Below are 24888 nucleotides of genomic sequence, written 5' to 3' on the forward strand. Positions count from 1 at the left end.
TTTCTGGTTTAGTTGTCTGATTTTTCTGAAAATATAGCGGGCTTTGATAAACCCCCAGTTCGTGGGGTTTTCCGCCGCTGTGCTATCGTTGCGGCATCACCCTGTAAAATATTTGAGAGAATTGCTGCATGAACGTGGCTGTCTCGCCCACAGAGCGCAGTTTGAGCTGGAGACGCATGTTACTGGTGGCGGTGCTATGCCTGCTCGCCCCGCGTGTATTTGCGCAGACGCCCAGCCTGGCGGATCACCGCGCCCAGGCGGTCACCCAAGTGGTACTCGGCATCCTCAGTTATGCCCGTTGGCCGGTGGAGCCTGCACAACTGCGCTTGTGCATCGTCGGCCCCACCCAATACACCGACGACCTTGTCAAAGGCACCACCCAGGCCACTGGCCGCCCGGTGGTGGTGCAGCGCCTGCTGGCCGATAATCCCGATATCGTCAGTGCCTGCGACGCCATTTACATCGGCAAACTCACCGCCGATGAACGCAGCCGCCTGTTCACCTCATTGATCGGCCACCCGGTGCTCAGCATCAGCGAAGGCGGCGACCAATGCACCGTGGGCAGCCTGTTCTGCCTGCGCGTGGGCGATGAGCAAGTGTCGTTCGAGGTCAACCTGGATTCCGTCGCCCGTAGCGGCGTGCGCATCCACCCCAGTGTGTTGCAACTGTCCCGACGTCGAGCGCCAGCGCCATGAGAACCGCTAAAGCGCGGCCGACCTTGCGTTCGGTCATTGGCCGTGGGCATTTGATCCTGGCACTGGTGGCCGTGACCCTGGCCAGTGTGTCGCTGACCCTGCTCGGCGTGCTGGCGCTGCGGGTGTATGCCGAACACAACCTGCACCTGATCGCGCGCTCCATCAACTACACCGTGGAAGCTGCGGTGGTGTTCGATGACAGTGCCGCCGCCACCGAAGCGCTGAGCCTGATTGCATCGACTGAAGAAGTGGCCCAGGCCGAAGTCTTCGACGCCAACGGCAAGTTGCTGGCGCAATGGGTACGGCCGGATACCGGCATGCTCTCCAAGGTCGAGCTGGCGGTGGCGCACACCCTGCTCGAACAGCCCATCAGCCAGCCGGTCCTGCACCAGGGCCAACCCGTCGGCAGCATTCACTTGGTCGGCCACGGTGGCAGCCTGTTGCGCTTTTTGCTCAGCGGCCTGGCCGGGATTCTGATTTGTACCGCGCTCAGCGCCTGGGTCGCGTTGTACCTGGCGCGGCGTCTGTTGCAGGGCATCACCCAACCGCTGCAAAGCCTTGCCGCCGTGGCCCACGCCGCCCGCAGCGAGCGCGATTTCGACCGCCGCGTGCCACCGGCGCAGATCGCCGAACTCGACAGCCTCGGCAGCGACTTCAACGCCTTGCTCGGTGAGATGGAAGCCTGGCAAAGCCACCTGCAAAGTGAAAATGAAACCCTCGCGCACCAGGCCAGCCACGACAGCCTCACCGGCTTGCCCAACCGCGCTTTCTTTGAAGGCCGCCTGATTCGCGCGCTGCGCAGCGCCGCCAAGATCAATGAGAAAGTGGCGGTGTTGTTCCTCGACAGCGACCGCTTCAAAGACATCAACGACAACTTTGGCCACGCCGCCGGCGATGCCGTGCTGGTCGCCGTCGCCGAACGCGTGCGTGCGCAGCTGCGTGAGGATGACCTGGTGGCGCGCCTGGGCGGTGATGAATTCGCGATCCTGCTGGCGCCGCTGCACAAGGCCGAGGATGCCCAGCGCATTGCCGACAAGATCATTGCCAGCATGGACAAACCAATCCCGTTGCCCGGCAATACCCAGGTGCTGACCTCCCTCAGTATCGGCATCGCCATCTACCCCGATCATGGCGCCACTCCCGGCACCCTGCTTAATGCCGCCGACGCGGCCATGTACCAAGCCAAGCGGCTGTCCCAGGGCGGCCAGCAAACGGCGGAGGCGGAGCCTACCGCTGCCAACGTTCAACACAGGAGTTGATCCCTTGTTCTCGAAAACGCGTGTTCTGTTTATCACTTTACTGGTGGCCTTCCTGGCCCTCGGCGGCTGCCAGACGCCGCCGCCCAAAGGCCTGACCCCGGCGCAAGTCGCGGTCCTCAAACAACAAGGCTTTGAACTCACCGACGAAGGCTGGGCCTTCGGGTTATCCGGCAAAGTGCTGTTCGGCAGCGACGTCGAAAGCCTCAACAAAGCCAGCACCGACATCGTCGAACGCATCGGCAAAGCCCTGACGGGCGCCGGTATCGACCGCGTGCGCGTCGACGGCCACACCGACGCCTCGGGCAAAGAAACCTACAACCAGCAGTTATCCCTGCGCCGCGCCAAAAGCGTGGGCAAGGTGCTGACCAGCGTGGGCATGAAAGAAGAAAACGTCCAACTACGCGGCCTGGGCAGCAGCGAACCAGTGGCGTCAAACACCACCGTGGCAGGCCGCACCGAGAACCGGCGCGTGTCGATCGTAGTGATTGCCGACTAAGCACCACACTCAGTTCCAAAGTGGCAATGCGGTCAACTGTGGGAGCTGGCTTGCCTGCGATGGCGGTGTATCAGCAGTAGATAAGCTGCCTGACCCACCGCCATCGCAGGCAAGCCAGCTCCCACACTTATTTGTGCCAGACCTGAATCCTGTGCCCACCACCCTTCAACTGTGGGAGCGGGCTTGCTCGCGAATGCGGTGTATCAGCAGTAGATAAGCTGCCTGACCCACCGCCATCGCAGGCAAGCCAGCTCCCACACTTATTTGTGCCAGACCTGAATCCTGTGCCCACCGCAGTTCAAGTGTGGGAGCGGGCTTGCTCGCGAATGCGGTGTATCAGCAGCAGCTAAGCTGCCTGACCCACCGCCATCGCAGGCAAGCCAGCTCCCACACTTATTTGTGCCAGACCTGAATCCTGTGCCCACCACAGTCCAGATGTGGGAGCGGGCTTGCTCGCGAATGCGGTGTATCAGCAGCAGATAACCTGCCTGACCCACCGCCATCGCAGGCAAGCCAGCTCCCACACTTGTTTGTGCCAGACCTGAATCCTGTGCCCACCGCAGTTCAAGTGTGGGAGCGGGCTTGCTCGCGAATGCGGTGTATCAGCAGCAGCTAAGCTGCCTGACCCACCGCCATCGCAGGCAAGCCAGCTCCCACACTTATTTGTGCCAGACCTGAATCCTGTGCCCGCCGTAGTTCAAGTGTGGGAGCGGGCTTGCCCGCGATGGCGGTGGTTCAGACAATGATTTACTCACTGACCCTCCGCTTTCGCGAGCAAGCCCGCTCCCACATTTTGTTTTGCAGTGTGCTTGCTGGCGTGTTCGCTTAGCTGCTCGGCGTCATTGCTTGCGTCAGGTCATCCACCACGGCTTTGCCCATCTCACACAGGTAGTGCGCGGCCCAGGCGTATTGTTCGCCGCGTACATCCATGGCGGCTTCCATGGCGAGTTTCTTGGAGTAGAACAGCAGGGTGGAGGCGTGTTCAAGGGCTTGCTCGATGGGCATGCCGGCATTGACGCGGAACAGCGGTTTTTGGTTTTCGCCGTAATCGCCGAAGGTGACGACGCCGAGGGTGGTGATGGAGGACAGCGGTGGATCGGGGACGATTTTTGACATGATGTTTCCCAAATTTGCAGTAGGGGTCACCACGGCATGTCGCTAAACATGAAGAGGTGGCAGCTGTACACGGGTTAGCGAACCGGTAAATTTGGGAACCCGGCAGACCCGAAGGTCTCCCGCGTACAGCCGCCATAAAACGGTAAAGACAGGCAAGAAGCCTGGCAATACTTTGGCATCACATCCCAACTAATCCGAGTCGCTAAACCCGATCGCTGATGAGCAGCGAAGTCAGGAGGCTAGTGACCCAAACGGTAAGGAGCAATAGGGTAGAGAGTCTCTAGGAAACGTCCTGCAAATTAAAGCGAATCGTCGCTGATGGCCCTTTAATCCGCGAACCGCATCTCCCGCGTTTCCCCCATCAACAACCCCGCGTTCTGCTCCGTCACTTCCCTGATGTAATCCCACAACAGCGTAATCCGCTTCAGCTTCCGCAAATCCTCCCGGCAATACATCCAAAACTGCCGCGTTATCGCAATCTGCTCGCCCAGCACCGGCAACAACCGTGGATCCTGCGCCGCCAGAAAGCACGGCAATATCGCCATCGACCGGCCCTGCTGCGCCGCCACGTACTGCGCGATCACGCTGGTACTGCGCAAACTCGCGCTGGCGCCGGGCACCACATTGGCCAGGTACAACAGCTCCGAACTGAACGCCAGATCATCCACATAGCTGATAAACGGATGCTCGGCCAAATCCGCCGGTTTGCGGATCGGCGGGTGTTGGTCGAGGTAGTCTTGGGTCGCGTACAGCTGCAGCTTGTAGTCGCACAGTTTGCAGCACACATACGGCCCGTGTTCCGGGCGTTCCAGGGCGATCACTATGTCGGCTTCGCGCTTGGACAGGCTGATGAAGTGGGGCAGGGGCAGGATGTCCACGGAAATGGCCGGATACGTATCGACGAAATGGCTCAACTGCGGCGTGACAAAAAAACTGCCGAAACCTTCGGTGCAGCCCATGCGCACATGCCCGGACAGCGCCACGCCAGAGCCGGACACCTGCTCGCAGGCCATGTGCAGCGTGCTTTCGATGGACTCCGCATACCCCAGCAAACGCTGGCCTTCGGTGGTGAGCACGAAGCCGTTGGTCCGGGATTTTTCGAACAGCAATGTGCCGAGCGACACTTCCAACGAACTGATGCGCCGCGACACGGTGGTGTAGTCCACCGCCAGGCGCTTGGCGGCGACGCTGGCCTTGCGGGTGCGGGCCACTTCGAGGAAAAACTTCAGGTCATCCCAGTTCAGGGAGCCTAGCGACGTGATGTTTTTTTGCATATTGGACCGGCTTTTATGTGCGTTCTTATTAGAGATTTGCACATCTATACTCCAAAAACAGTCCGAACGCCTCATTCTTCAAGGCGATAGGGGTGTGCTCTCAATAGATGGCGGATCGCGTTGGAGCTGTGATTGTGTCAGGCAAGGCGCGGGACGAAGAGGATGCTTCTGCCTCTTCAAGTCCCGCAACGCAGACTGGCGCGATCACAGCTCCAACCCGCAGGGCCAAGTCCCAAATGAAAGTGTTAGGGATGAACCGGATTTACGCTGGGACGCAGGCGCGACCGTCAGCTATTGAGAGCACACCCCTGGCCTTGGTTCTCTGCACAAATATAAGATTTGGAGACCACATGAACGCTTCTGCCGATATTTCCGTGCAACAGGTCAAGTTGCTGATCAACGGTGAATGGGTCGAGTCCAAGACCACCCACTGGCAAGACATCGTCAACCCGGCCACCCAACAAGTGCTGGCCAAAGTCCCATTCGCCACCGCCGATGAAGTCAACGCCGCCATCGACGCCGCGCATCAAGCTTTTCAAACCTGGAAGCTCACGCCGATCGGCGCACGCATGCGCATCATGCTCAAGCTGCAAGCCTTGATCCGCGAACATTCCAAGCGCATCGCCGTAGTCCTGAGCGCCGAGCAGGGTAAGACCATTGCCGACGCCGAAGGCGATATTTTCCGTGGCCTGGAAGTGGTTGAACACGCGTGCTCCATCGGCACCTTGCAGATGGGCGAATTCGCTGAAAACGTCGCCGGTGGCGTCGACACCTACACCCTGCGCCAGCCCATCGGCGTATGCGCAGGCATCACTCCGTTCAACTTCCCGGCGATGATTCCGCTGTGGATGTTTCCGATGGCGATTGCCTGCGGTAACACTTTCGTGCTCAAACCGTCCGAACAAGACCCTCTGTCGACGATGCTGCTGGTAGAGCTGGCGCTGGAAGCCGGTGTGCCGGCCGGCGTGCTCAACGTGGTGCACGGCGGCAAGGATGTGGTGGATGCGCTGTGTACCCATAAAGATATCAAGGCTGTGTCCTTCGTCGGTTCGACCGCCGTCGGCACCCACGTGTACGACCTGGCCGGCAAACACGGCAAGCGCGTGCAGTCGATGATGGGCGCCAAAAACCACGCCGTGGTGCTGCCGGACGCCAACCGCGAACACACCTTGAATGCCCTGGTCGGTGCCGGTTTCGGCGCGGCAGGCCAGCGTTGCATGGCCACCTCGGTGGTGGTGCTGGTGGGCGCGGCCAAGCAGTGGCTGCCGGATTTGAAAGCGCTGGCGCAAAAACTCAAGGTTAACGCTGGCAGTGAAGCGGGCACGGATGTCGGCCCGGTGATCTCCAAACGCGCCAAGGCGCGCATTCTGGAACTGATCGAAAGCGGCGTGAAAGAAGGCGCCAAGCTGGAGCTGGACGGCCGCGACATCAAGGTGCCGGGCTTCGAACACGGCAACTTCGTCGGCCCGACCCTGTTCTCGGGCGTGACCACTGACATGCAGATCTACACCCAGGAAATCTTCGGCCCGGTGCTGGTGGTGCTGGAAGTCGCCACGCTGGATGAGGCCATCGCGCTGGTCAACGCCAACCCGTTCGGCAACGGCACCGGCCTGTTCACCCAAAGCGGTGCGGCGGCGCGTAAGTTCCAGAGCGAAATAGATGTAGGCCAGGTCGGCATCAACATCCCGATTCCAGTGCCAGTGCCGTTCTTCAGCTTCACCGGTTCGCGCGGTTCCAAGCTCGGCGACCTCGGCCCGTACGGCAAGCAAGTGGTGCAGTTCTACACCCAGACCAAAACCGTCACCAGCCGCTGGTTCGACGACGACACGGTCAACGATGGCGTCAACACCACCATCAACCTGCGCTGATTTGGGGAGACGACCATGAAGATTGCATTTATCGGCCTGGGCAACATGGGCGCACCCATGGCCCGCAACCTGATCAAGGCTGGCCATGCGCTGAACCTGTTTGATTTGAACCAGACAGTGCTCAAGGAGTTGGCCGAACTGGGCGGCACCATCAGCGACTCGCCGCGTGATGCGGCCAGCGGCGCGGAGCTGGTGATTACCATGCTGCCGGCCGCTGCCCATGTGCGCAGCGTGTGGCTGAATGAAGATGGCGTGCTTGCTGGCATTGGCAACGGCGTGCCTGCGGTGGATTGCAGCACCATCGACCCGCAAACCATTCGCGATGTGTCTGCCGCGGCGGCAAAACAAGGCGTGGTGGTGGCCGACGCACCCGTCTCCGGCGGCACGGGTGGCGCGCAAGCCGGGACGCTGACCTTCATGGTCGGCGCCACCTCGGAACTGTTCGCCACCCTGCAACCGGTGCTGGCGCAGATGGGCCGCAATATCGTGCATTGTGGCGATGTCGGCACCGGCCAGATCGCCAAGATCTGCAACAACCTGTTGCTCGGCATCAGCATGGTCGGCGTCAGCGAGGCCATGGCCCTGGGCGATGCGCTGGGCATCGACACGCAAGTGCTGGCCGGGATTATCAACAGCTCCACCGGGCGCTGCTGGAGTTCCGACACTTACAACCCATGGCCGGGCGTGATTGAAACTGCGCCGTCGTCCCGTGGCTATACCGGTGGTTTCGGCGCCGACCTGATGCTCAAGGACCTGGGGCTGGCCACCGAAGCCGCACGCCAGGCCAAGCAACCGGTAATCCTCGGCGCCGTGGCCCAGCAGTTGTATCAATCAATGAGTCAGCGTGGGGAAGGTGGCAAGGACTTCTCGGCCATCATCAACAGCTATCGCAAACCCAAGTAGGGGCGTTTCCGAGAGCCCGCGTCGGGCGGGCTCTCGGGTTTTTGCTTCTCAGGCAAACACAAAATACTTACGCACGGTCTCGACCACTTCCCACGTGCCCTTCATACCGGGTTCCACCACAAAGATATCCCCAGCGCGCAGGTGAATCGGCTCCAGGCCTTCTGGTGTGATCACGCAGTAGCCTTCCTGGAAGTGGCAATATTCCCACTTCACGTATTCCACGTACCACTTGCCTGGTGTGCAGATCCAGGTGCCCATGATCTTGCTGCCGTCTTCGCTGGTGTAGGCGTTGAGGTTGACGGTGTGCGGGTCGCCCTCGAGCTTTTCCCATTTGCAGGCATCCAGGACAGGTAGCGGGTGGGTGTCACGCAGTACGGTGATGGGCTTGGACATGATGGCTCCGAGGCAGGGAAGGGAAAGATGAACCCTAAGGCCTTGGGCGTTGTGTCAGTGGTCTGAACTCGACATCGGGATGCCCAGAAGCGCAGCCGAATGCGATCTCTCAGACACTGTGTCTGTTCATGTGGGAGCGGGCTTGCCCGCGATAGCGGAGTGTCAGGTGCCGGAGATGCAAGCTGTGCCGCCGTCATCGCGGGCAAGCCCGGCTCCCACAGGGAATGGAGGAACTCTTGAGTGATAGGTTTGTGCGGTAAACAGAGATTTCCTCGCAGTAACTGCGAAAGATTTCCCGGCCTGCGCAGGAATTAGCAAGAAAATGCACGGCTGGCCCTCGTATCATTCACCCAAGAACGAGTGAGAGCCTTGCAATGAACCCAATAAAAACGTGGTGGGATATCAGCCCGCCCTTGAGCACGGCGACGCCGACCTGGCCGGGCGATACGCCGTTCCAGGAAGAGCGCGTGTGGCAGTTTGGCCCGGAGTGCCCGGTGAATGTGGGGCGCGTGACCTTTTCGCCGCACACCGGTGCCCATGTGGACGCGCCGCTGCATTACAGCGCCGACGGTGCGCCGATCGGTGAGGTGTCGCTGGATGTGTACATGGGCCCGTGCCGGGTGTTGCATTGCTTGGGCAGCGGCGCGCTGGTGCAGCCGCATCAGTTGCAAGGGCGTGTGGATAACTTGCCTGAGCGCGTGCTGCTGCGCACTTATCCACAAGCGCCGCTGACCGAGTGGGACTCGAACTTCACCGCCATCGCACCACAAACCATTGAGCTGCTCGCCAGCCTGGGCGTGCGTCTGATCGGTATCGATACACCGTCCCTGGACCCGCAACAGTCCAAGACCATGGATTCGCACAACGCCGTGGCCCGCCATGGCATGGCGATTCTCGAAGGCATCGTGCTCGATGATGTACCGGAGGGCGACTATGAGTTGATCGCGCTGCCGTTGCGTTTTGCCAACCTGGACGCCAGCCCCGTCCGTGCCATTCTCCGCCCGCTCAAGGAGCCCACGCGATGAGCCAGTGTCCCTTTTCACCTGATTACCAGCCGCCGGAAGAATGGCATAACGCCGAACTGAATTTTTCCGACTCCATGAGCTACGGCGACTACCTGGACCTGGGCAAAGTCCTCAGCGCCCAGCACCCGCTGTCGCCCGATCACAACGAAATGCTCTTTATCATCCAGCACCAGACTTCAGAGCTGTGGATGAAACTGATGCTCCACGAACTCAAGGCCGCCCGCGAGCACGTGCGCCTGGGCGAGTTGCCGCCGGCATTCAAGATGCTGGCGCGAGTGTCACGGATCTTCGATCAACTGGTGCATGCCTGGGCCGTGCTGGCGACCATGACGCCGTCGGAGTACAAGGCGATTCGCCCGTTTCTGGGGCAGTCGTCGGGGTTCCAGTCGTTCCAGTACCGTGAGATCGAATTTATCCTTGGCAATAAAAGCGCAGCGCTGTTGCGGCCGCACGCGCATCGGCCAGAATTGTTGAACGAGTTGAAAGTGGCGATTGCCACGCCGTCGCTGTACGACGAGGCGATTAATCTGATGGTTAAAGCCGGGTTGGCGATTGACCCCAAGCGCGCCGAACGCGACCCGACGGCGGCCACGGTTCACGATGAGTCCGTGGAGGCGGCGTGGCGCGAGGTGTATCGCGACCCGAGTCGGTATTGGGATTTGTATCAGTTGGCCGAGAAGTTTATCGACCTGGAAGACTCATTCCGCCAGTGGCGCTTTCGGCATGTGACCACGGTGGAGCGCATCATTGGCTTCCAGCCCGGCACCGGTGGCACGGAAGGCGTGGGTTATTTGCGCAAGATGCTCGACACGGTGCTGTTCCCCGAACTGTGGCGAGTGCGTTCCACGCTCTAAACAAAAAGCCCCGGAATCCCGGGGCTGATCGTTCCCACGCTCTGCGTGGGAATGTCGCTTTGGACGCTCTGCGTCCGCTTCATGTGGGAGCTGGCTTGCCTGCGATAGCGGTCTGTCAGCCAGCTCATCCACTGACTGACCCACCGCCATCGCGGGCAAGCCCGGCTCCCACAGGGATCACCGTGCGTTCACTACCGCGTTGCTTTTTCTAATCCGCAACCGGTAGGCAATGTAGATAATCCCCACCCAAACCGGCATCGCATACACCGAGTTGTTAATCCCCGGAATCGCCAGCATCACGCTGATGATCATCACCATGAACGCCAGGCACAGGTAGTTGCTGAACGGGAACCAGAAGGTCTTGAACGACGGCGTCACGCCTTGCTCGCCCATGGCCTTGCGGAACTTGATGTGGGTGAGGCTGATCAGTGCCCAGTTGATCATCAGCGAGGCAACCACCAGCGCAAACAGCAGTTCCAGCGCACTGTGCGGCGCGACGTAGTTGACCACCACGCACAGCATCGTCACCAGCGCCGAAATGGCCAGGGCGCGAATCGGCACGCCTTGTTTGTTGAGTTTCATCAGCGCTTTGGGCGCATCGCCTTGCTCGGCCAGGCCGAACAGCATGCGGCTGTTGCAGTACACGCCGCTGTTGTACACCGACAGCGCCGCGGTCAGCACCACGAAGTTGAGAATGTGCGCGGCGGTGTCGTTACCGATCAGCGAGAAGATCTGTACAAACGGGCTGCCGCTGTAGGCATCGCCCGACGCGCCGAGGGTTTGCAGCAGTTGGTCCCACGGGTACAGCGACAGCAGCACGGTCAGCGCGCCGACGTAGAAAATCAGAATCCGGTAGACCACCTGGTTGATCGCCTTGGGGATCACTTTGCGCGGCTCGCTGGCCTCGGCTGCGGTGATACCCACCAGCTCCAGGCCACCGAACGAGAACATGATGAACGCCATGGACATCAACAGCCCCATGCCGCCATTGGGGAAGAACCCGCCGTGGCTCCACAGGTTGCTCACCGAGGCTTGCGGGCCACCGGTGCCGCTGAACAGCAGGTAACAGCCGAGCACGATCATGCCGACAATCGCCACCACCTTGATGATCGCGAACCAAAACTCGGCCTCACCGAAGAACTTCACGTTGAGGGTGTTGATCAGGTTGACCGCGACAAAGAACACCAGCGCACTGACCCAGGTCGGAATCTCCGGCCACCAGAACTGGATGTATTTTCCCACGGCTGTCAGTTCGGCCATGCCCACCAGCACGTAAAGTACCCAGTAGTTCCAGCCGGCCAGAAAGCCTGCGTAGCCGCCCCAGTATTTGTGGGCGAAGTGGCTGAAGGAACCGGCCACCGGCTCTTCGACGATCATCTCGCCAAGCTGGCGCATGATCAGGAACGCGATGAAACCGGCAATCGCGTAGCCCAGGATCATCGACGGCCCCGCCGACTTGAGCACCCCGGCCGAGCCAAGGAACAACCCTGTGCCAATCGCCCCTCCCAAGGCGATCAGCTGAATGTGCCGGTTCTTCAGGCCACGCTTGAGGCCCACCGGGTTAACCATGTCATCCGCCATTAACATTCCCTTCTACTTGTTTTTCTTGAGGGTGAGTGCACGCCGCATCAGCCCCTCAGAACTGCTGAGGGTCAGATATTACTCTGCGTAAACTTTTCGTAATACAGCTGAACGCCATCAAGTGCCTGATCCGCCAGCCATTGTTGGATGGATTCGACCATTGGAGGGGGGCCGCATACGTACATATCCGCCGAACTGTCCCGCAATTCGGCCAGGTCGAAATGTTCGGTGAGGTAACCGCGTTTGCCAGGCCACTCGGGTGACGGGTCGCTGAGCACTTCGGTGTAGCGAAAGCCGGGGATTGTCGAGGTGTAGGCTTCGATGCGTTGTGCTTCGCACAAGTCCTCGGCCCCGCGCACGCCGTAATACAGGTGGACCGGCTGGTTGCAGCCGTTGGCAGCCAGCTCATCGAGCATGCCCAGCAAGGCCGACAGGCCAGTGCCGCCGGCCACCAGGATCAGCGGCCGGGTGACATGCCTGAGGTAGAAGGCACCCAATGGCGCTTCCATCAGCATTTCATCACCGACCTGGCAACGCTCGCGCAGATAGTTGCTCATGACGCCATCGGGCAACAGCCGCAGCAGAAACTGCAGTTGACTACCCGGCCGGTTGGCGAAGGAGTACGAACGCCAACTGTCGGTGCCAGGCACCGCCAGGCGGGCATATTGGCCGGGCAGGAAGTCCAGCGGGTTGTCCAGGGTCACCTGCAAAATCGCCGTGCTGGCCGACACCTGCTGCACTTCGCTGACCTCGCCGCGCACGTGCACCGGCCCCGGCGCGTTGCACAGGCTCGAATCAAAATCGAAGTAGAACGTAGCGTCGGACTGCACCCGCGTCTGGCAACTGAGCATCTTGCGTTGCTTGAGGTCGAGGCTGGAGAGGGCTTCGTCGTCGACATAATCCTGGGTGTAATCGCCGGACTCGCAACGACCCTGGCAGGTGCCGCACACGCCTTCGCGGCAATCGAGCGGGATCTTGATGCCGTTGCGCAATGCCGCATCCAGCAGGATTTCATTCGCGCCTACCGGGAAAAACAGGGTCTTGCCGTCGGCAAAACTGAAGGCCACTTTGTGATTCATCCGCATAACTCCGCGTATCTGATTTTTGTGCCTGACCCGTGAGCTTTTGTGGCGACCGGGCTTGTTGTGGCAAACGGGCTTGTTGTGGCGAGCTGGGTTGTTGTGGCGAGCGGGCTTGCCCCGCGTTGGGCTGCGAAGCGGCCCCAATAAAGTCACCGCATTTATCCAGTTAAACCGCAGTGCCTGAACCAGGGGTCGCTTCGCGCCCCAACGCGGGGCAAGCCCGCTCGCCACAACAAGCCCGCTCGCCACAACAACCTAGCTCCCCACAACAAGCCCGCTTGCCACAGAGGCCAGCCAGCCACATGGGCGCAGTCAAAGGTGATAGAAATCCAGCACCGAGTTGATGGTGTCGTTGAGCAACAGTGCGTGCTTGCGGGTGATCAGCCAGCTGTCCCCATCCGGCTTGAGGTGATAAGTGGCAGGCCCGTAAAACTGCTCTGAGGTGGCGAGGCGATAGAACAGCGTGTGCCAGTTCAGCTTCACCTCCAGCGTGCCGTCTGCCTGCTCGGCGATCCGCACGTTATTGATCAAGTGCAAGGTGCGCGGCATCGGCGTGGCCGACGCCGCCTTGCCGGTGCGCAAACGGAACACGCGGTCTTCCAGGCCCGAACGGTTGGCGTAGTAGATCAGCGACATTTCGCGTTTGGGGTCGCGGGTGTACACGTGCTCCGAGTCCCATTGCGGCAAGTGAAACTCGCTCTGCGGGTCGAACAGCTGCACGTAGGCGTCCCAGTCCTGGGCGTCGCACAGTTCGGATTTGCGATAGAAAAATTGCTCGATCCGGTACTGCAATTGGGCATCCATCACTTCACCTCCCGCAGTGTCAGCGCTTGCTGGTCCAGGCCTTTGAGCAGAAATTGCTGCCAGTTGCGATGCTGGTTCACATACAGGCCTTCGTGGGTGAATTCGGTGCCGGTCATGGCCGGTTGAATGCCGATGGCTTCGCTGTTCGGTGTCGGCCCGGTTTCCCAGCGATGGCTGCCCCGTGAGATATCGCTCCAGCGCTCCAGGCGGCCCTGGAAACCGCGCTGGGCTTCGCGAAACTCCACCAGATCATCCGGCGTGCCCATGCCCGATACGTTGAAGAAATCCTCAAACTGGCGAATGCGGTTTTCGCGGTCGGCATCCGACTCGTTTTTCACGCCCAGGCACTGGCTGATGATCTCGGTCTTGTTCCACGCCACCGGGCGGATGATGCGCAGCTGCGAGCTGATCTGGTCGAGAAAGAACAGGCTCGGGTAGATGTTCAGGTTGCGCAGGCGGTGCATCATCCACTCGGCTTTCTGCTGGCCGTGTTCTTCCACCAGGCGCGGCATGATGGTGGCGTAGCCCGAGCGCACGCTGGGGTTGGGCATGTCGCTGAACAGCACGCTGTGGCCGTTGTTGAAGGCGAACCAGCCGTCATCGGTATTCGCGTCGCCGGCGCCGAGTTTGCTGTAGTCCAGTGTGCTGGCGGACGCGCTGCCGTTTTCGGTATTCACCTGCTGACGATGCTGCACCGTGGCCACGTAGTTGTAGTGCACGGTGCTGACGTGATAACCGTCCAGGCCGTTTTCGTTTTGCAGTTTCCAGTTGCCGTCGTAGGTGTAGGCGGATTTGCCCGGCAACACTTCCAGCTCACCGGTGGCCGACTGCGCGACCATCATGTCGAAGAACACTTTGGCGTCACCGAGGAAGTCTTCCAGGCTGTCGGTGCCTTGCACGTTGAGGCTGATGAACACAAAGCCCTTGTAGCTTTCGATACGGGCTTTTTTCAGGCCGCGTGTGGCTTTGTCGAAACCTTCCGGGTACTCGCCCGGCGCCTTCACCTTCACCAGCCGGCCGTCGCTCTTGTAGCACCAGGCGTGGAACGGGCAGGTAAAGGTCGATTGGTTGCCCTTGCCGACGCGGGTCAGTGTGGTGCCGCGATGCTGGCAGGCGTTGATCAGCGCATTGAGTTGGCCTTCGCCGTCGCGGGTGATGATCATCGGCTGGCGCCCGGCGCGCATGGTCACGAAGTCGTGGTTATTGGCCAGTTCACTTTCGTGGCAGGCGTAGATCCAGTTTTTTTCGAAGATCAGTTCCATCTCCAGGTCGAACAGTTCGGGCTCGGTGAACATGTCGCGGGCGATGCGAAACACTTCATCCACCGGCCGAAAGTCCAGGCAACCTTCGATAAACGTTTTCCACTGCTCGACGCTTCTTGCACCACTCATGGGAGGCACCTTTTTAGATAGGGGCTAATCGGTGGGTTATTAGAGGCAGTGGGGCAGGGCGCGGGCTATCCGCTTAATGGGTGAAGGCAGGCCGCAAAATTGGGCAGCAAATACCCAGTTCAGTGCGCCCAGGTGACGCCATGCGCTACTGTCATACCAAAGGAAGGTCGCAAATGCCTGCGGCTTATCCACATAGTCGACGGTTGCTATCCACCCGGTTGCATTCAGGCGGGCGTGGCGTAGAACTTGCTGTCGATTGCCAACGACGCGCCGCCAGAGCGCGCAACCGCCTAACCGCCGTGGGTGCACCCTGATGAGTAGCCATACACGCGAGATCCATATTCAACGCTTCGATCTGGAAGGCGCCTGCAGCTGGATGTCCGGCATTTGCGGGCCGCACCGCCTGGCGACAAGCACGCCCGAGCGCCTGCGTTTTCACCACAGCGCCAATGTGTTCAAGTCCCGCGCCACCACCTTGGGCGTGATCGAGTACGGCACCGATGTGACCATTGATATCGAAGACGCCGAGCACTTCAGCAGCTACAGCCTGAGCCTGCCCTTGGTGGGCGAGCAGGAATTGAGCAAGAACGGCGAGCGCCTGAGTTCCAACCGTGACCAAGGCGTGATTTTGTCGCCTAACGAGCATCAGGTGCTGGCGATTTCCGGTGATTGTCGCAAGTTGCAGGTGGTGATTACGCGGGCGGCGATGAGTGAGTCGCTGGAAGGGTTGCTGCAACGGCCGATTGAAGCGCCACTGCGGTTTGAGTCGGTGATGGATGCGGTGGACGGTGCTTCGGCATCGTGGTGGCGCATGGCGCGCTACTTTATTGCGGAGCTTGAGTGCAGCAGCGAGTTGTATGAGCAGGCGGCGTTTACGCGGGATCTGGAAAGCTCGTTGATCAAGGGTTTGATCCTGGCCCAGCCGAACAACTATTCAGAAGAATTGCGCGACGTGCTCGGCGTGAAGCTGCCGCATTACCTGATTCGGGCGCGGCAATACATCCACGACAACGCCCGCGAGGCGATCCATTTGGAAGACCTGGAAGCGGCTGCGGGTGTGTCGCGGTTCAAGCTGTTCGATGCGTTTCGTAAATACTTTGCGCTGTCGCCGATGGCGTATTTGAAGAAGTACCGACTGGGTGTTGTGCGCCAGGAAATCCTCGAGCATGGTTCAATTCGCACTATCTCCGAGATCGCGCTGGGCTGGGGCTTTACCCACTTGGGTCGGTTTTCGGCGGAGTACCGCAAACTCTTCGATGAATCCCCCAGCCAAACCCTGCAGCGCAAACGCCTGCGCAGTCTCTGAACTGTATGAAGATCAAACTGTGGGAGCTGGCTTGCCTGCGATAGCGGTGGACCCGTTGGCATCCTGGTTAACTGACCCACCGCTATCGCAGGCAAGCCAGCTCCCACAGGGGAATTGCGGTGTTTGGAGGGTTTCAGATCAACTCCTCAACCAACTGCAAACAATGACTCAGCCCTGGCGACTGATCATTCACTCGCCTGCTCAGGATAATCGGCGAGGTCGCAGTGGCTTCCACAATCGGCGTGTAGCCGATATCCGCCCGGTGCAACACCTGCACCGAGGCCGGCACCAGCGTCACGCCCATTCCCGCGCCCACCAGCCCGATGGCCGTCTGCAACTCGTTGGTCCACTGCACCACCTTGAGGCTCAAACCATGGGCGTCGAACAGCGCGATCACATGGTCGGCATAGCTGGGGCGCGGGTTGCCGGGGTAGAGCACGAACGGCTCTGCGGCCAATTGCGCGAGGGTGGCGGGCGCGCCCAGCAGCGAGTGGCCGGCGGGCAATACGGCCACCAGTCGATCTTCCACCAGCACGCGCTGGACGATGGCCGGGTCGTCGATGCGAATGCGCCCGAAACCCACATCAATGCGCCCGGCCTTAAGCGCCTCGACTTGCTGCAGGGTGGTCATCTCCGACAAGCCCAATTCCAGCTCCAGCGCCTCATGGTTGCGCAGCCGCCGTATCAACTCCGGCAGCACGCCATACAGGGTCGATGGCGCAAAGCCGATGCCCAGCCAGGTCTTTTCGCCCTGGCCGATGCGCCGCGTGGTATCGCAAACCTTGGCCAGTTGTTCCAGCAGCACATTGGCGTGCTCATAGAAAAATCGCCCGGCTTCGGTCAGCCGCAACGGGCGGCCGCGTTCCAGCAACATCACGCCCAGTTCATCCTCCAGTTGCTGGATCTGCCGGCTCAATGGCGGCTGGGCGATGTGCAGGCGAACGGCTGCGCGGGTGAAGTTGAGGGTTTCACCCAGCACCTGGAAATAGCGAAGATGACGCAGTTCCATGACGGTTCCTTTTATACCTTGAGGGTATCGTGCGAGACCCATTCTATATTGGAAGCCTTTAAAGATACGGCACAGAATCGGCTCAAATCTATAAAGAACCCAACGGGTATAGCCATGCCGATTTGCGCCATCGAGTCGATCGAGACCATCATCGTCGACCTTCCCACCATTCGCCCGCACAAGTTGGCGATGCACACCATGCAAAACCAGACGTTGGTGATCATCCGCCTGCGCTGCGCCGACGGCATTGAAGGCATCGGTGAGTCCACCACCATCGGCGGTTTGAGCTACGGCAACGAAAGCCCGGACAGCATCAAGGTCAACATTGACCGTCACTTCGCGCCGCTGTTGATTGGCCAGGACGCGAGCAATATCAACGCGGCCATGTTGCGCCTGGAGCGCAGCGTTCGCGGCAATACCTTTGCCAAATCCGGCATCGAAAGCGCCTTGCTCGACGCACTGGGCAAACGCCTGAACCTGCCGGTGAGCGAGCTGCTCGGCGGGCGTGTACGTGACGCCTTGCCGGTGGCCTGGACCTTGGCCAGCGGCAACACCGAACAGGACATCGCCGAGGCAGAAAAGATGCTCGACCTGCGCCGCCATCGCCTGTTCAAGTTGAAGATCGGCGCTGGAGAGGTCAATCGCGACCTGGCCCATGTGATCGCGATCAAAAAAGCCCTGGGCGAGCGTGCCAGTGTGCGTGTCGACGTCAACCAGGCCTGGGACGAAGCCGTGGCCCTGCGCGCCTGCAAGGTGCTGGGCGATAACGGCATTGACCTGATCGAGCAGCCGATTTCGCGCAATAACCGTGGCGGCATGGCCCGGCTCAACCTGTCGAGCCCGGCGCCGATCATGGCCGATGAATCCATTGAATGTGTCGAAGACGCCTTCAACCTGGCCCGCGAAGGCGCGGCTTCGGTGTTCGCGCTCAAGATAGCCAAAAACGGCGGCCCACGGGCGGTGTTGCGCACCGCCGCGATTGCCGAGGCGGCGGGCATCGGCTTGTACGGCGGCACCATGCTCGAAGGCGGCATCGGCACATTGGCGTCGGCGCATGCCTTTCTCACGCTGAACACGCTGGCGTGGGGCACCGAACTGTTCGGCCCGCTGCTGCTCACCGAAGACATTCTCACCGAACCGCCGGTGTACCGCGATTTCGAGCTGCATGTCTCCACCGCACCGGGCCTGGGCCTGGCCATTGATGAAGAACGCTTGGCGTTCTTGCGTCGTGACAAACACTAAGAGGCGCCTGCCATGTTGTTCCACGTAAAAATGACCGTGAACCTGCCGCTGGACATGAACCCCGAGCGCGCCGCCACCCTCAAGGCCGAGGAGAAAGCCCTGGCGCAGCGCCTGCAACAGGAGGGCAAATGGCGCCACTTGTGGCGAATCGCCGGGCACTACGCCAACTACAGCGTGTTCGACGTCGACAGCGTGCAAGACCTGCACGACCTGCTGATGCAACTGCCGCTTTTTCCCTACATGGCCATCGAAGTGAACGCCCTGTGCCGACACCCTTCGTCGATCCATGAGGACGACCGTTAAGCCTGTTTTGCACCCAATAATTACAAGATGAGGATTGCACCATGTCCATCCGACTGTCCCAGACTGCCCATGCCCAGGCGTTTCTCGAAGAAGCCAGCGGCAACCATAACGACGGCGGCAACCCGCGCACCAAGGCGCTGATCTACCGGATCCTGCGCGATACGGTAAACATCATCGAAGACCTGGAAGTGACCCCGGAAGAGTTCTGGAAGGCGGTCAATTACCTCAATGAATTGGGTAAAAATCAGGAAGCGGGTTTGCTGGCTGCCGGCTTGGGCCTGGAGCATTACCTGGACTTGCTGATGGACGCTGCGGACGAAGAGGCCGGCAAATCCGGCGGTACGCCACGCACCATCGAAGGCCCGCTGTACGTGGCCGGCGCGCCGCTGAGCCAATACGAAGCGCGGCTGGACGATGGCAAGGACGACGCAGTGCCGCTGTTTATGCGCGGGCAAGTGCGCGACACCGACGGCAAGCCGTTGGCGGGTGCGATTGTGGATGTGTGGCAGGCCAACACGGGTGGCACCTATTCGTGGTTTGACCCAACGCAATCGGAGTTCAACCTGCGTCGGCGCATTGAGACCGATGCCCAGGGCAACTACCGGTTCCGCAGCATCGTGCCGTCGGGCTACGGTTGCCCGCCGACCGGGCCGACTCAGCAGTTGCTCGACCAGTTGGGTCGCCACGGGCAGCGGCCCGCGCATATTCACTTCTTCATTTCGGCGCCGGGGCACCGGCACCTCACCACGCAGATCAACCTGTCGGACGACCCGTACCTGCATGATGATTTTGCCTACGCGACGCGCGATGAGTTGATCGCCGAGATTCGCTTTAGTGACGATCAGCAATTGGCGCGCGAGTTTGGGGTGCAAGGGCGGTTTGCGCAGATTGATTTTGACTTTGAGTTGCAACTGGCAGACGCGCCGGTAGAGCAAAAACGCATGCAGCGCGTTCGCGCCCTCGAAGACTGATTAAACGCGGTCAAAAAAATGTGGGAGCTGGCTTGCCTGCGATAGCAATGGTGAATGCACCACCGCTATCGCAGGCAAGCCAGCTCCCACAGGTTTTGTAGTGTTGCGGTTATTTGCGCACCACCAGATCCAACACCTCATCCCGATCCTTGATCTTCTGCAACACAATCTCCGAACGAATATCCATCACCCCGGCCGTGCGGTTCAGGTGGTTCACGATAAAGTCGGAAAAGTGCTTGAGGTTGCGCGCCTGCACGCGCAACACATAGTTGCTGGCGCCGGTGATCACATAGGCACTGGCCACCTCCGGCCACCCCTGCACCTTCTTGATAAACGTCTCGTGCCAGTCCTCCACATCCTGGCGTAACGACAGGTGCACGATGGCCTCAAGCTCAATCCCCAGCTGCTCGGCATTCAACACGGCGCGGTAGCCGCTGATGATTCCTTCGCTCTCCAGCAGGCGCAAACGGCGCAGGCAGGCGGAGGGCGACAGGGCGACTTTTTCCGCCAATTCCTGGTTGCTGATGCGCCCATCCTGTTGCAAAAAATGCAGGAGGCGCAGGTCGGTGGCGTCGAGAATCATGGTTAGAATAAATCCGCGTGTTTGGGGGTTAAATTCGAATTTCCTACAGCTTAATTAGCCTGTTACCCACCACTTTGCACGAAAATTCTCTAAAACTTCGTTCATTATTTGGTCCATCTTCACTTATAAAAAATCAGGACAACCCATGACCACCCGAAGCCACTGCCAAGCCCTCGATGCCCAGGACCCGCTGGCGCCACTGCGTCAGCAGTTTGCCTTGCCTGCGGGCGTGATCTACCTCGATGGCAACTCTCTGGGCGCCCGCCCGGTGGCGGCGATGGCGCGCGCCCAGCAGGTGATTGCCGAGGAGTGGGGCAATGGCTTGATTCGTAGCTGGAACAGCGCCGGTTGGGCGGATTTGTCCCAACGCCTGGGCAACCGCCTGGCGCCGCTGATCGGCGCGCGTGACGGTGAAGTGGTGATTACCGATACCACCTCGATCAACCTGTTCAAGGTGCTCAGCGCTGCCTTGAGCGTGCAGCGCCAACGCGAGCCTGCGCGCAAGGTGATTGTCAGCGAGGCGAGTAACTTTCCCACCGATTTGTACATCGCCGAAGGCCTGACCGAGTTGTTGCAACAGGGCTATTCCCTGCGGTTGGTCAACAGCCCGGACGAGCTGCCCCAAGCCATCGACCAGGACGTGGCGGTGGTGATGCTTACCCACGTCAATTACAAGACCGGCTACATGTACGACATGCAGGCGCTCACCGCCTTGAGCCACGAATGTGGCGCGCTGAGCATCTGGGACCTGGCGCATTCGGCGGGCGCGGTGCCCATCGACCTGAACAAGGCCGGTGCCGATTATGCGATTGGCTGCACCTACAAATACCTGAATGGCGGGCCGGGCTCGCAGGCGTTTGTGTGGGTCAACCCGGCGTTGGTGGATGTGGTGCGCCAGCCGCTATCGGGTTGGTTTGGCCACACGCGCCAGTTCGCCATGGAAGCTCAGTACGCGCCAAGCGCCGGCATCGCGCGCTACCTGTGCGGCACGCAGCCGATCACGTCGTTGGCAATGGTCGAATGCGGCCTGGAGATTTTTGCCCAGACCGACATGGCCAGCCTGCGCAGCAAATCCCTGGCCTTGACCGACCTGTTTATCGCGCTGGTCGAAGCCCGTTGCGCCGCCCACGGGCTGGAGCTGATTACGCCGCGTGAGCATGCCCGGCGCGGAAGCCACGTGAGTTTCGAACACCCTGAAGGTTATGCGGTGATCCAGGCCTTGATCGCCCGTGGCGTGATCGGCGATTACCGCGAGCCGCGCATCATGCGCTTTGGGTTTACGCCGTTGTACACAAGCTTTACCGAAGTATGGGACGCCGTGGAGATCCTTGGCGAAATCCTCGACAACCACACCTGGGACCAGCCGCAATTCAAAGTGCGCAACAGCGTCACCTGACACAACACGGTTAAAAATGTGGGAGCTGGCTTGCCTGCGATAGCAATAGTGAATGCACCACCGCCATCGCAGGCAAGCCAGCTCCCACAAGGTTCAGCGCCAGCCATAACAATCACAATAATAAAGGGGCACACCACGTGACCACGCCAGACAACGGCTTTGCAGAGATCACCCATCGCGAACTGGGCCTGAGGCGCCAGCTCACTTCCGGCCAGATGAGCATGATCGCCATCGGTGGCGCCATCGGCACCGGGCTGTTCATGGGCAGCGCCTACGCCATCGGTTATGCCGGGCCGAGTGTGCTGGTGAGTTACGCCATCGGTGCGTTGATCACCTTGCTGTTGATGGGCTGCCTGGCGGAGATGACCGTGGCGCACTCCACCTCGGGCTCGTTCGGTGCCTACGCCGAGTTCTACATCAGCCCGCTGGCCGGCTTTCTGGTGCGTTATGCCTACTGGGCGGCGATTGTGCTGGCAGTGGGCGCCGAGGTCACGGCGGTGGCGATGTACATGAAGTACTGGTTCGCCAACGTGCCGGAGTGGGTGTGGATCGTGTCGTTTTCCAGTGTGCTGATCCTGCTCAATGCCATCAGCGTAAAGACCTTCGGCAACTTCGAATACTGGTTCTCGACCATCAAGATCACCGCAATCGTTGGCTTCATCATCCTCGCGGTGTACGTGGTGTTCGGCTCCGGTAATCCTGATTATGGCGTGCAGAACTACACGGCCCACGACGGGTTTTTCCCCCATGGGCTGAGCGGCATGTGGATCGCAGTGATCGTGTCGATCTTCAGCTATCTGAGCGTAGAAATGATCGCCGTGGCCGCCGGTGAAGCCGCAGACCCGGAGCAAGCGGTGAAGAAGGCCTTTCGCGCCACCATCGTGCGGTTGGTGGTGTTCTACCTGCTGACTCTGGCATTGATGCTCGCCATCGTGCCGTGGAACCAGGCCGGCCAGACCCAGAGCCCGTTTGTTACGGTAATGCAGACCATTGGTATTCCCGGTGCCACCGGGGTGATGAATTTCGTGATCCTGATCGCCGCGTTGTCGGCGATGAACAGCCAGCTCTACATCACCACACGCATGATGTTCAGCCTGTCGCGTGCAGGTTTTGCGCCCAAGTCCATGGGCGCCTTGAGCAAGAGCGGCATTCCTCTGAACGCGTTGCTGCTGTCCAGCTCCGGCATTGCCCTGGCGACCTTGTTGAACGTGGTGTACCCGGAAAGCTCGTTCACCTTGATGATGGCGATTTCGATGTTTGGCGCGATCTTCACCTGGTTCATGATCTTCCTCACGCACCTGTTTTTTCGCCGTTATCGCAAGCGTCATGGCGGGCCGAAGCTGTCGTTCCAGCTGCGCCTGTTTCCCTACAGCACACTGCTGGGCCTGGTGCTGATGGGGGCGGTGATGATCACCACGTACTTCACCGAGGCCTTCAAGATGACGCTGGTGTTTGGCGTGCCATTCCTGATGATTCTGTCGGCGGTGTATTACGGGTTTTTCCGCAAGGGCAGGGCCAGGGCGTCGAACAAGGCTTTGGCGTAACCGGGCAATTGCTCGAAGGAGCGGGCGCATAACAGTAGTTTGCGACAGGCCCAGTCTTCGCTTAATGGCTGGGCCTTGATGCGCTTCTCTGTCGGCCAACGTTCCAATGCGGCCTGGGGCACGATGCCCAGGCCGGCGCCGCCGGCGACCATGCGGATCAACCCATCAAAACCCTCGGCGCGAATGCGTGTTTGCAGGCGAAAGCCTGCGTGCAATGCCTGTTCTTCCAGGTATACCGAAAGCGCGCTGCTGGCGGTCAGGCCTACATAATCGTATTGCAGGCTGTCGATGAAATTCGCCGTCGCCAACGGATGATCGAGGGGCATGATCAGCACCAGTGGGTCATCGCGAAACGGCAGGGTCTGCAAGCCGTGGGTGTCTACCGCATCGGAGATAATCCCCAGGTCTGCTGTGCCCTGGCGCAAGGCTTGGGTAATGCGCAGGCTGGGCAACTCCTGCAAGTCGATATCGAGGTTGGGGTGTTGGCGCAAAAAGTCCGCCAGCAGTTCCGGCAGGTATTCGCTCAGGGCGGTGGTGTTGCACAGCAGGCGCACCTGGCCTTTGATGCCCTGGGCGTATTCGGCCAGGTCCTGTTGCAGGTGCTCGGCCTGTTGCAACAGCAGGCGGGCGTGGCGGGCCAGGGCTTTGCCGGCGGGTGTTGGGGTGACGCCACGGCGGCCACGTTCAAGAAACTCGATGCCCAATGACGCTTCCATCGCACGGATACGCGCGCTGGCCGCCGCCAGGGATAAATGGCTGCGCGCCGCGCCGGCAGTGATGTTGCCGGTGTCGAGGGTGTGCAGGTAGAGGCGCAGGTCGATCAGGTCAAAGTGCATGGCTGAGGTTTCTCGAGTGACTTCACTGGCCTTATCGCAGGCAAGCCAGCTCCCACCTTTTGCTTTGTGAACACAGTCCAATGTGGGAGCTGGCTTGCCTGCGATAGCTATTTAAGCCTCACGCAAAACAAGAGGCTACCTCAGTATATGGCGAATTTTCGACCTCAACGAAATCCTGCAAAATCGCCTCATGACTACCTTCCTCGCGTTCTACCAAAACCTCGGCCCGGCGTTGACCCTGCTGGTGATCGGCACCTTCCTGCTGGCCGGCACCGTCAAGGGCGTGATCGGCCTGGGCCTGCCCACCGTGGCCATGGGCATGCTCGGCCTGGCTATGCTCCCGGCGCAGGCTGCTGCTTTACTGATCATCCCTTCAACGGTCACCAACCTCTGGCAACTGGCGTTCGGTGGCCACTTGAGCGCCTTACTCAAGCGCCTATGGCCAATGCTGCTGCTGATTGTCCTCGGCACCGGGCTCGGCACTTTGTGGCTGGGCATGGACGGCGGGCACTGGGTGGTGCGCGCATTAGGCGGCGCCTTGCTGCTGTACGCGCTAAGTGGCTTGTTCTTGCCGACCTTCAAGGTGAAACCTAAAACCGAGCGTTGGCTTGGGCCGTTATGCGGTCTGGTCACCGGCCTTATCACTTCGGCTACGGGTGTGTTCGTGATTCCGGCCGTGCCCTATCTGCAAGCCCTGGGTTTGGACCGCGATCAGTTGGTGCAGGCGCTGGGGCTGGCGTTCACCGCTTCCACACTGGCGTTGGCCGCTGCGCTGACTTGGCGTGGCACCTTGGGCGGTGGCGAAGTCAGCGCCTCGTTGCTGGCACTGGTGCCCGCGCTGTTGGGCATGTGGTTGGGCCAGGTGGTGCGCCAGCGCATCAGTGCGGTGCTGTTCAAGCGGGTGTTCTTTATCGGCATGGCGCTGCTGGGCAGCCATCTGCTGGTTGGCGGTTAAAG

Annotated in this window: 24 protein-coding genes; 14 read left to right on the forward strand and 10 right to left on the reverse strand. The window is 60.4% G+C overall.

The window, feature by feature from the left end; translation table 11 throughout:
• Window positions 1–128 precede the first annotated feature (128 nt).
• From ACQY47_RS19240 to ACQY47_RS19250, 3 genes are read left to right on the forward strand one after another with little or no spacing between them, the layout of a single operon-like run.
• The gene (locus tag ACQY47_RS19240; RefSeq protein ID WP_099549471.1) at window positions 129–695 is read left to right on the forward strand and encodes a YfiR family protein; all 567 of its coding nucleotides are present in this window, start codon (window positions 129–131) and stop codon (window positions 693–695) included.
• A complete protein-coding gene (locus ACQY47_RS19245) occupies window positions 692–1954 on the forward strand; it encodes a diguanylate cyclase domain-containing protein (RefSeq protein ID WP_428551060.1) in 1263 nt (420 codons plus the stop codon). The genes ACQY47_RS19240 and ACQY47_RS19245 overlap by 4 nt, the downstream gene beginning before the upstream one ends.
• Before the next feature lie 4 nt (window positions 1955–1958).
• A complete protein-coding gene (locus tag ACQY47_RS19250) occupies window positions 1959–2450 on the forward strand; it encodes an OmpA family protein (RefSeq protein ID WP_428551063.1) in 492 nt (163 codons plus the stop codon).
• Window positions 2451–3275: 825 nt separating this feature from the next.
• Here ACQY47_RS19250 and ACQY47_RS19255 read toward each other — a convergent pair.
• Entirely contained in the window at window positions 3276–3566 is a 291-nt protein-coding gene (locus ACQY47_RS19255; RefSeq protein ID WP_219269023.1) for a DUF3077 domain-containing protein, read from the reverse strand.
• A gap of 326 nt (window positions 3567–3892) precedes the next feature.
• The gene (locus ACQY47_RS19260) at window positions 3893–4840 is read right to left on the reverse strand and encodes a LysR family transcriptional regulator (RefSeq protein ID WP_017137973.1); all 948 of its coding nucleotides are present in this window, start codon (window positions 4838–4840) and stop codon (window positions 3893–3895) included.
• Between the two features lie 350 nt (window positions 4841–5190).
• On the opposite strand from ACQY47_RS19260, the gene ACQY47_RS19265 reads away from it, so the two are divergent.
• Window positions 5191–6708, forward strand: coding sequence for a CoA-acylating methylmalonate-semialdehyde dehydrogenase (locus ACQY47_RS19265; protein ID WP_236458949.1), 1518 nt, complete (start codon window positions 5191–5193; stop codon window positions 6706–6708).
• Between the two features lie 15 nt (window positions 6709–6723).
• The gene (gene mmsB, locus ACQY47_RS19270) at window positions 6724–7611 is read left to right on the forward strand and encodes a 3-hydroxyisobutyrate dehydrogenase (RefSeq protein WP_428551068.1); all 888 of its coding nucleotides are present in this window, start codon (window positions 6724–6726) and stop codon (window positions 7609–7611) included.
• A 48-nt stretch (window positions 7612–7659) separates the two neighbouring features.
• Here mmsB and ACQY47_RS19275 read toward each other — a convergent pair whose 3' ends face one another.
• Window positions 7660–8004, reverse strand: coding sequence for a cupin domain-containing protein (locus ACQY47_RS19275; protein WP_010566207.1), 345 nt, complete (start codon window positions 8002–8004; stop codon window positions 7660–7662).
• Window positions 8005–8378: 374 nt separating this feature from the next.
• Between ACQY47_RS19275 and kynB the strand changes: the two genes are divergently transcribed.
• Together kynB and kynA are read left to right on the forward strand one after the other, a co-directional pair.
• The gene (gene kynB / locus ACQY47_RS19280) at window positions 8379–9029 is read left to right on the forward strand and encodes an arylformamidase (protein WP_017137969.1); all 651 of its coding nucleotides are present in this window, start codon (window positions 8379–8381) and stop codon (window positions 9027–9029) included.
• A complete protein-coding gene (gene kynA, locus ACQY47_RS19285; RefSeq protein ID WP_428551073.1) occupies window positions 9026–9883 on the forward strand; it encodes a tryptophan 2,3-dioxygenase in 858 nt (285 codons plus the stop codon). Before kynB ends, kynA begins: the two co-directional genes overlap by 4 nt.
• Before the next feature lie 177 nt (window positions 9884–10060).
• Here kynA and ACQY47_RS19290 read toward each other — a convergent pair whose 3' ends face one another.
• The 4 genes from ACQY47_RS19290 to antA all read right to left on the reverse strand — a co-directional run bounded on the left by ACQY47_RS19290 (window position 10061) and on the right by antA (window position 14741).
• Window positions 10061–11464: an amino acid permease gene (locus ACQY47_RS19290; protein WP_017137967.1), complete on the reverse strand. Its 1404-nt coding sequence runs from the start codon at window positions 11462–11464 to the stop codon at window positions 10061–10063.
• A gap of 71 nt (window positions 11465–11535) precedes the next feature.
• Window positions 11536–12543: an anthranilate 1,2-dioxygenase electron transfer component AntC gene (gene antC, locus ACQY47_RS19295; RefSeq protein WP_428551076.1), complete on the reverse strand. Its 1008-nt coding sequence runs from the start codon at window positions 12541–12543 to the stop codon at window positions 11536–11538.
• Window positions 12544–12858: 315 nt separating this feature from the next.
• Window positions 12859–13350: an anthranilate 1,2-dioxygenase small subunit gene (gene antB, locus ACQY47_RS19300; protein WP_056858366.1), complete on the reverse strand. Its 492-nt coding sequence runs from the start codon at window positions 13348–13350 to the stop codon at window positions 12859–12861.
• Window positions 13350–14741 (reverse strand): anthranilate 1,2-dioxygenase large subunit, encoded by a 1392-nt coding sequence (gene antA, locus ACQY47_RS19305; protein ID WP_017137964.1) that lies wholly within the window; start codon window positions 14739–14741, stop codon window positions 13350–13352. The genes antB and antA overlap by 1 nt, the downstream gene beginning before the upstream one ends.
• A 313-nt stretch (window positions 14742–15054) precedes the next feature.
• Here antA and ACQY47_RS19310 point away from each other — a divergent pair, with 313 nt between their 5' ends.
• Window positions 15055–16047, forward strand: coding sequence for an AraC family transcriptional regulator (locus ACQY47_RS19310; protein ID WP_017137963.1), 993 nt, complete (start codon window positions 15055–15057; stop codon window positions 16045–16047).
• A 133-nt stretch (window positions 16048–16180) separates the two neighbouring features.
• Here ACQY47_RS19310 and ACQY47_RS19315 read toward each other — a convergent pair whose 3' ends face one another.
• Window positions 16181–17056, reverse strand: a complete 876-nt coding sequence (locus tag ACQY47_RS19315; RefSeq protein WP_138452827.1) for a LysR family transcriptional regulator — start codon at window positions 17054–17056, stop codon at window positions 16181–16183.
• A gap of 114 nt (window positions 17057–17170) precedes the next feature.
• Between ACQY47_RS19315 and ACQY47_RS19320 the strand changes: the two genes are divergently transcribed.
• The 3 genes from ACQY47_RS19320 to catA are packed head-to-tail and all read left to right on the forward strand — an operon-like array spanning window position 17171 to window position 19572.
• Window positions 17171–18298, forward strand: a complete 1128-nt coding sequence (locus tag ACQY47_RS19320) for a muconate cycloisomerase family protein (RefSeq protein WP_428551082.1) — start codon at window positions 17171–17173, stop codon at window positions 18296–18298.
• A gap of 12 nt (window positions 18299–18310) precedes the next feature.
• Window positions 18311–18601 (forward strand): muconolactone Delta-isomerase, encoded by a 291-nt coding sequence (gene catC, locus ACQY47_RS19325; RefSeq protein WP_017137960.1) that lies wholly within the window; start codon window positions 18311–18313, stop codon window positions 18599–18601.
• 41 nt (window positions 18602–18642) lie between these two features.
• Window positions 18643–19572 (forward strand): catechol 1,2-dioxygenase, encoded by a 930-nt coding sequence (catA, locus tag ACQY47_RS19330; protein WP_170040487.1) that lies wholly within the window; start codon window positions 18643–18645, stop codon window positions 19570–19572.
• A gap of 109 nt (window positions 19573–19681) precedes the next feature.
• Here the strand turns inward: catA and ACQY47_RS19335 are convergent, their stop codons facing one another.
• Entirely contained in the window at window positions 19682–20155 is a 474-nt protein-coding gene (locus ACQY47_RS19335; protein WP_003176072.1) for an Lrp/AsnC family transcriptional regulator, read from the reverse strand.
• Window positions 20156–20300: 145 nt separating this feature from the next.
• Here ACQY47_RS19335 and kynU point away from each other — a divergent pair, with 145 nt between their 5' ends.
• Both kynU and ACQY47_RS19345 read left to right on the forward strand, forming a co-directional pair.
• Window positions 20301–21551 (forward strand): kynureninase, encoded by a 1251-nt coding sequence (gene kynU / locus ACQY47_RS19340; RefSeq protein ID WP_428551087.1) that lies wholly within the window; start codon window positions 20301–20303, stop codon window positions 21549–21551.
• Between the two features lie 137 nt (window positions 21552–21688).
• On the forward strand, window positions 21689–23095 hold the full coding sequence (locus ACQY47_RS19345) for an amino acid permease (protein ID WP_017137956.1): 1407 nt from the start codon (window positions 21689–21691) through the stop codon (window positions 23093–23095).
• Here the strand turns inward: ACQY47_RS19345 and ACQY47_RS19350 are convergent.
• The gene (locus ACQY47_RS19350; protein WP_099549430.1) at window positions 23041–23931 is read right to left on the reverse strand and encodes a LysR substrate-binding domain-containing protein; all 891 of its coding nucleotides are present in this window, start codon (window positions 23929–23931) and stop codon (window positions 23041–23043) included. The genes ACQY47_RS19345 and ACQY47_RS19350 overlap by 55 nt on opposite strands.
• Before the next feature lie 190 nt (window positions 23932–24121).
• Between ACQY47_RS19350 and ACQY47_RS19355 the strand changes: the two genes are divergently transcribed.
• Window positions 24122–24886, forward strand: coding sequence for a sulfite exporter TauE/SafE family protein (locus tag ACQY47_RS19355; protein WP_428551092.1), 765 nt, complete (start codon window positions 24122–24124; stop codon window positions 24884–24886).
• The last annotated feature ends 2 nt before the right edge of the window (window positions 24887–24888 follow it).

This window comes from Pseudomonas edaphica, assembly GCF_965277385.1.
GTDB lineage: Bacteria > Pseudomonadota > Gammaproteobacteria > Pseudomonadales > Pseudomonadaceae > Aquipseudomonas > Aquipseudomonas edaphica.